We start from the raw sequence: 6,962 nt of genomic DNA on the forward strand, positions 1-6,962 counted from the left end.
AGCAACCCAAGCCAGACGCCCAGCAGAACGCGCAGCAGCCAGGACAGGGAGGGGGACCGTTGGTGGAGATCAAGGAGCTGCACCAGCAGCCCGGCCAAGAACCGACGTCGGTGGCCAACGAGGTGGCGTCCCAGTTCCTTGCCGCTGAATACGGTGCGAGTCCCTTCCGATGGTAGATGCCCCGTTCCCCGCGGACGCTGATCGACGGACAGGAGCCGAACCCACATGGATGCCGATACACCGACGATTGAGGAGACGCCATCGCCGACCGCATCATGCGGCTCGCCCAGGATGAACACCACGACGAGGGTAAGCCGTCGTGAGCCACAGCAACTCGTGACCGCCGACAACAGGAAAACCCCCCTGAACTGCAGGTATGGGGGGAGGGGGCCTCGTGAGAAACGCTTTCTGGCTCTGACCCCTAGCGTTAGCAGTCATTTCCATACAGGGACAGTCCAATGTCCCGGGACATGTCCCTGTTTCTAGCTCTAGCAAACCCCACCTATAGCTGAATGCTCAGTCATCACACCGTGTGGCAACTTGACTAGCGGGACATGTCCCGGAACGCCCGACCACCGGCGTCGGCGGACCTGCTGGACCCGGAACTGCCGACTCGAATCCTGTAGCAGGGCGCCGACGACGGCGGCCGGTGATGTGGGCCCGCGCCCGGGGTCAGCGAGCGCGTCTCAGTCAAGCAATGGTGGGCCTAACGTCAGTGCAGGCGCTCACCGCTTGTCGCGGGGCGGGCAAGGGTCATTGCCCGGGCGCGATGGTGTTCTTATCCCGAATCTTGCCTTCCCGGTTGTGGATGACCTGCTCCCCACCGCCGACGTTGTGCAGGATCGTCCGGCTGCGGTTGATCGCATCGGACTGCCGGTCGTAGTGGGCGCTTGCACGTTCTGCGCCCGGCTTGGTGACGTCCCATCCGCCATTGGGGTTGGGGACTACGTCGCGTCGGTTCGGCGACTTGGACATGTTGAAATCTCCTACATCATTGTTAGTTGTGTTCGCTATCACTGCTGCTACTGCAGCAACCAGGAAAGATGCAGGGAATCCCATGTGCGCGCCGATTCGATAACGCCGCCCATCGGTGGCATCATGTGCGCTATGGTGCCTTGCATCAAGTACTGCACCATGGATGAAGTGGGAGTCCCGAGACGCGTGGATCAGACGCGCCCCGGGAACCCTCACCGGTATCACCTCCCCTCAACGATTGGGTCTGCAGCTTCAGGCGGTCTTCGCCGTCTCAGTCACGAGGGTCCGGTACGCACATTCCCCCTTGCGCCCTACGCAGGGCGGGAATGTGTCGTGCCGGTCAATCTGGATGACCTGGCCGTACTGGTCACGCCAGTTGCCCGTGAGAGGGCACCGCTGACCGGTCTTCCAGGTTCCGTTCTGACCGAGCGGACGGTTCCTGTTGCTGTTGATGCTCACCACCTCCTCTCATGAATCCAGTCGCTTCTCTTGACGATCGGCGCCGGCAGCCGCCGGTTGTCGCCGATGAACCACTACGATGCCGTCGGTGCGGATCGGAGTGGTTCCGTCTGCAGGGCCGGCCGAACGACCCGGAGTCGGCGAAGCATGGCGCAGTCGCCATGACGAGGGAGGGGCGTATCACCGGATACGCAGGCGTCCCGGTGTGCCTGGAGTGCGGGGAGCTCGAGTAGCTCGACCCGGCGACGGGCTTACCCGATCGAGTCTCGGTCACAGAACTTCCTCGGCAGTGCGGTGACATGCGACATGGCGCGCATCGCTTCTCCTCGTGTAGTGGTCCGATATTGGGTGGAGTAGATCGGACACTACTACTGGGGCCTGACATCTGGCCGCAACACAACACGTTGTGTGTGCGTGTCTGAGGTGGGCATAAGAAAAGGGACCTCCCGAGGAGGTCCCTTTTCGCCGATGTTCTGCGTCCGGCTCCACCCAGGTCCACAACACAACCGCCACATAAGGATGCACGACACCCCCGACAAGCATTGGGATTTCGCCCGGAATGTCTCCAGGCTGTCGAAGGCGATCACCTACATCGTGTCCAGTGCCCATCAGCGGGACCCCATGATGCTCATCAGCATCCTGGTCATCTCGCTCTGCTGCTCTGCGTCGGCCAGCAGTCGCATCCTGGTAAGTGCCAGCTCGTAACACTCCGACTCCGATCGGGCGGCGACGACCACCACGATGGCAATGACATCACCATCTGCGGCGAACACCGCTCGGTATGCCTTCCTGGGGCCGATGTAGAGCTTCCGCAAGCCGGTGAGGTTTCCGGTGGCATGTGATCCCAGGGGCGCCCCGCGGTCAGCAGGAGAGATCTCCAACTTGAGGAGATCCTTCAAGACCCGCGCCTTCACTGACCCGTCCAGGCCACGGATGTCATCCTTGGCGTCATCGGTCAGCTCAACACGGGCCATCTTCGGTCAGGCGTCCTCGTCCTCGTCGTCGCCAAGCGCGGCGACTTCATCGGTGAGCCCGAGCTCATCGATGAAGTCGCGGAGTTCGGTGCGGTTACCGTTGTCGGTCGCCATCCGTGTAAGCGCGAGTGCCAGCAGGGCGATGTTCTCTTCGCGGTCCTCAAGCTCCTGTAGCCGTTCAATCCCCACCAGTGCGGCAGTGGGTCGGTTGTTCTTGGAGATGATGAAGTAACGACCATCGGCCGCAGCGGCGACGAGGCGCGAGCTGCTGTTTGAGAGTTCTGTGACGCCCACAACGTCACGGTGATCGATCATCATGCAGCCGATTCTAGTCATAATTCCGGGTATTTTTCTACCTCGAATTTAGCATCGGCTCCTTCGGCTGATGGTTTCGTTGTCCGTGCCGCGCCGGGCCGCCCCTCGTCACGGCAGGTCTCCGTTCGGCCTCGCGGGCTCCCGGGCGTGCCGCGGTTGGGCCGCGACGCCGAGTCCCGACCTTCGAGGGGCATTGGCGGAACTTGGCGGTCTTGTCGCCCCTGCAGGGGGCGAGGGCCGATACTTTCCCGATACAAACCCGAACGGATTGAGCCGAACCCGCGCGAACGGAGTTGAACTCGAATTCTCAGAAAGATGTTGTCTCGCTGAACATTTACGAACTACGGCGAGATTGGACGCGTGGAACGGAAAGATGAATAGGTCGGGGGTTCGATTCCCCCAGGCGGCTCCATGCTTGTGCCGTTCGGTCGGGATGCCCCGCCCGCGTCGGTCCCGCAACCGCGCGCAGGCCCGGACGCGGCCGGCGGTGGCCCCGTGCGAGCGTGATTACTGGGTCTGCCGTTGCAGGTAGTCGAGTTGGTCGAGGTTGAACAGCAGGGCACCGGCTCGCGAGTGGGTGCTCCGACTGAGCGCCCACCACAGGTGGCCGGGGGTTGCGCCGGCGCCGGTGGCGGCTTGGGCGCGGCAGGCGGCGTGAAAGACGATCGCGGTGGCGTTGGGGCCGTACGGCAGGTGGAGGTAGCGCGGCGTTCGCCGAGAGCCCAGGAAATGATCGACGCCCGCGGTGATCGTTTCCGGCCCGGCTCCACGGCCGCGCAGGGCCCCCACCAGGGGATCGGAGTCGTCGCGCACCAGGGCCTGGAGTACATGCAGACTGCCGACGTAGCCGTTGCGGCGGTGATAGGCCTCGTCGTAGGCGCGGCCCAGCACGCGCCTGGCGGAGTACTCCAGCCGTGACAGCGCCCAGGCGAGGTTCTCGATCGTGATGGTGCCTATCGGGAGGCACGACCGATTCAGCGCACTTTGCATTACCCCCCCTCAATGACCCGGTGGCAAAGCGCGCCGCGGGCGCACGAACCGGGTTCGATCAGCGACAATACCGTCGTATTGTTCGTTCGGCACAGTCGCGTGCACGGGTGTGCCACCGCTCACCGCGGAGGCCGGGGGCCCTTCTTCGTCGCTGTCCGTCCGCCGCGTGACCACCGGCGCTCAGAAAGCCAGCCCCAGGGTTATCGGCTGCAGAAGGGCGAACGGCGCCGTCGCAGCGAGTACCAGCACGGCCGGGGCGGTTCTCTTGCTGGCGAGCGCCGCTGTCCATGCGCCGAGGGCGGCGACGATGCCGGCGACGGCCGCGGTGCGGATGCCGACCAGATCGGTGCCCGGCGGTGCGACTCCGTTCTCGAACCTCGAGGCCATATCGGTGTCGGAGAGCACCGAGAACGCCAGCAGGTAGGCGACGGCCATCGCGGCGACCGCGGTGATCGACAGCAGGGTCGCGCGATCGTGGTCCTTGCTCTTCGGCTTGCTCATGGGCATCATCGTCGCCCGCAGACTCGGCAACCGGATCAGTAGAACTACCCGTATCCCGGTCGGCGGTTTCCGGTGGGTGCTGAATCGGGGGGCCGACCAAGATCGGTGCCGTCGACGGCCAACTCACCCGCGCCCACTGCACCTACGATCAGGAGCACCATCGCGTCGTCGCTGAACTGCTCGCCGTCTGCCCGGGAGAATCCATGATCGAGGTCCTCGCCCTGATCGGTTGCCTGATTCTGATGACGCTCTTCGTTGCCGGTTCGCTGTGGTACTTCAGGCGTATCCGCGACGGCCGAGCCGACCCGCTCGTCAACCCCTCCTGGACCACGGACATGCGGCCGCCGAGCCCACAGGATCTGGACTGGAATCTGGACTCGCAGGGCCGGCCGCGCTAGCGGTCACACTGTCCGGGGGCGGGCCGCTGTCCGCTTCAACCCTTGGCGAACGCGCGCACCGCGGCGGCCTTGGCGGTGTTGGCCGCCGGGAATCCGGCGTAGCCGGACGCGTGGTAGACGACCTCGGCCAGCTCCTGCTCGGTCAGCCCGTTCTGTTTGGCGATCCGGAAGTGCGACTCCAGCTCGTCCTCGGCCCGCAGCGCCATCAGGATGCCCAGCGTCACGAGGCTGCGGTCGCGCCGCGACAGCCCCTCGCGGGTCCACAGCGTGCCGAAGACGTTCTCCAGGCCGATCTCCATGAGCTCACTGGCGAAGCCGGCGCCGAAGCTCACCTTCTCGTTGGGGAGGTCGTCGGGCAGCACGCCGGGCAGCATCTCCCGGAACACCTGCAGACCCTCGTCGCGCAAGTTAGACATACAAACTACTTTGGCATATGTCGGGGCTCCGGGCCGCATCCGGGCGGTGTGAGCCTCGACGCTTCCGGCCGTTCCCCGGCTATCGCGGCGCGACGTAGCCCACCGGGCCCGAGGCCAGGCACACCGACAACGCCGCGGTTCTGGCCCGGACCGTGATCGCCGCCCCCGCCCCGGACAGCCGCACGTAGACACGGTTGAGCCCGGGATGCACCGGCACCCGCGTCGATGTGCCCTCGTCGAGGCTCAGCGTCATCGAGCCGTCGCTGTTGGCCAGGTAGTTGATCTCGGCGGTCCACTCCGCGGGCAGCAGCGGCCCGTCGAGCGGCATCGTCACCGGTACATCGGGTTGCGCCAGGTACCCGCAGTGGGGGACCGGCCCGGGCGTGATCGTGCGCACCCAGGTCACCTGCGCGTCGACCAGCCGGCCGGCCACGTCGAGCACCCGCAGATCGGTGGTCGTGGCGTCGAATTCGGGGCGGTCCCGGATCAGGGCGAACAGGTGACTGGCCAGGTTCTCCGGCCAGGCCACCCGCTGCAGCACCAGGGGGTCGACCTCCTGGTCCAGCAGCGCCGCGTCGGATTCGGCGTGCGCCGCAGCCAGACCGGCCCGGGCGTTGTGCAGATAGACCTTGGTGGGGTTGTCACGCCAGCTGGTCAGGAAGGTGGCCGTGGAGTACAGGCTGCTCGCGACGAACGCCACGAGCAGCCCGGCGACGACGCCGGTGCGCGCCCGCGAGGTGTCCAGCCAGCGTGACGACTCCCGGTTGGGCGCACACAGTCCGACCGCCAGCAGCAGTGCCAGCACGACCACCAGATCGGGCAGATAGCGCAGCGTCTGCGCCAGCTCCAGCGCGGTGAAGCGCGACGAGCGCATGAGGTAGATCGGCACCTGGCACGCGGCGGCGTAACCCAACGCCGTCAGCCACACCGGCCACAGTCGGCGCTTGCGGGCCACGGAGACCGCCACGACCGCGGCCAGCGCCAGCCATCCCAGCACCATCACCGTCACCGGGGGCACCGCCCACGGCGACGCCGGAGCCCACCGCTGCCACTGCCACGGTCCGCCCGCCAGACCGGGCACGATGCCGTGGGTGAACGAGCGCGACAACAGGTCCCAGGTCATCGACAGATCGAAGCTCCAGCGCTGCTGGTCGACGACGAGCAGATAGACCCCCACCCACGCGGCGACGAGCACCAGCGCCGAGCCCCACAGTCGTCGCCCCCGCTGCCACACCGCGGCCAGCCACTGCGGCTCGCCGCGCACGTAGGCCAGCAACGCCGTCACCGCGAACGCCACGAACGGGATCACCGCGGCCTTCTCGAAGAACACCAGTCCGCCGAAGAACACCAGCGCCCCGGTCAACGCATACCGCTGGTTCCCGGTGCGTACCAGCAGGATCGCGTCACCGCACACCCACGCCAGCGCCGCCAGCATCGGCAGTGAGTTCAACGCGGCCGCCCACCAGGCGAACCCGGGCACGGCCAGTGGGGTGAACGAGGCGAAGATCAGCGGAATCAGCAGCACGGGCCGCCAGCCCAGAATGATCCACAGTGTGCGCAGCAGCGCCAGCGAGGCCAGCAACTGCAGGACGACCAGCGACACCGCCGGCCAGAACCACACCAGTGGCGCCAGCCGGGTGATCAGCCCGCCCACCAGGAATCCGCCGGGCATCACGTGGCCGTCGTGGTCGTCGAACAGGTAGCCCGGCGAGAACAGGTTCTGGGTGCCGGCCCGGCCGACCAGGATCAGGTCGTCCCAGTAGAAATAGCCGCCGAACGCCAGGAACCCGCGCACCACCAGCGCCGCGACGATCACGGCGGCGGCGAGCAGGGGCACCCGGCGGTCAGACACGACCTCCTTCATACCTGTGCGCGAGTGCGGCCCCGTGCGGGACTGAGACCTTACGCCCATCCTACGCGCCCGACGATCCCTC

At 66.3% G+C, this 6,962-nt stretch carries 9 protein-coding genes; 1 reads left to right on the top strand and 8 read right to left on the bottom strand.

Annotated elements, in window-relative coordinates:
* The 6 genes from CSR00_RS31085 to CSR00_RS28840 form a co-directional block, all read right to left on the bottom strand.
* On the bottom strand, positions 1-299 hold a 299-nt coding region (locus CSR00_RS31085; RefSeq protein ID WP_218014560.1), incomplete at its 3' end, for a hypothetical protein.
* A 454-nt stretch (positions 300-753) separates the two neighbouring features.
* Positions 754-975, bottom strand: coding sequence for a DUF2188 domain-containing protein (locus tag CSR00_RS28820; RefSeq protein WP_218014561.1), 222 nt, complete (start codon positions 973-975; stop codon positions 754-756).
* A gap of 1,067 nt (positions 976-2,042) precedes the next feature.
* Positions 2,043-2,408 (bottom strand): type II toxin-antitoxin system RelE family toxin, encoded by a 366-nt coding sequence (locus CSR00_RS28825; protein ID WP_176562324.1) that lies wholly within the window; start codon positions 2,406-2,408, stop codon positions 2,043-2,045.
* A 6-nt stretch (positions 2,409-2,414) separates the two neighbouring features.
* Positions 2,415-2,726, bottom strand: a complete 312-nt coding sequence (locus CSR00_RS28830; RefSeq protein ID WP_176562325.1) for a type II toxin-antitoxin system prevent-host-death family antitoxin — start codon at positions 2,724-2,726, stop codon at positions 2,415-2,417.
* Between the two features lie 504 nt (positions 2,727-3,230).
* Positions 3,231-3,713, bottom strand: coding sequence for a Clp protease N-terminal domain-containing protein (locus tag CSR00_RS28835; protein WP_099025788.1), 483 nt, complete (start codon positions 3,711-3,713; stop codon positions 3,231-3,233).
* A gap of 180 nt (positions 3,714-3,893) precedes the next feature.
* Positions 3,894-4,214, bottom strand: coding sequence for a hypothetical protein (locus tag CSR00_RS28840; RefSeq protein WP_099025789.1), 321 nt, complete (start codon positions 4,212-4,214; stop codon positions 3,894-3,896).
* A 203-nt stretch (positions 4,215-4,417) separates the two neighbouring features.
* Between CSR00_RS28840 and CSR00_RS28845 the strand changes: the two genes are divergently transcribed.
* Complete coding sequence (locus tag CSR00_RS28845) at positions 4,418-4,612, top strand: hypothetical protein (RefSeq protein WP_099025790.1); 195 nt, start codon at positions 4,418-4,420, stop codon at positions 4,610-4,612.
* Positions 4,613-4,647: 35 nt separating this feature from the next.
* Here CSR00_RS28845 and CSR00_RS28850 read toward each other — a convergent pair whose 3' ends face one another.
* The gene (locus tag CSR00_RS28850; protein ID WP_099025791.1) at positions 4,648-5,028 is read right to left on the bottom strand and encodes a carboxymuconolactone decarboxylase family protein; all 381 of its coding nucleotides are present in this window, start codon (positions 5,026-5,028) and stop codon (positions 4,648-4,650) included.
* Between the two features lie 79 nt (positions 5,029-5,107).
* Complete coding sequence (locus tag CSR00_RS28855; protein WP_099025792.1) at positions 5,108-6,892, bottom strand: hypothetical protein; 1,785 nt, start codon at positions 6,890-6,892, stop codon at positions 5,108-5,110.
* Positions 6,893-6,962 lie beyond the last annotated feature (70 nt).

It is taken from the genome of Mycolicibacterium palauense, assembly GCF_002592005.1.
GTDB classification, from domain to species: domain Bacteria; phylum Actinomycetota; class Actinomycetes; order Mycobacteriales; family Mycobacteriaceae; genus Mycobacterium; species Mycobacterium palauense.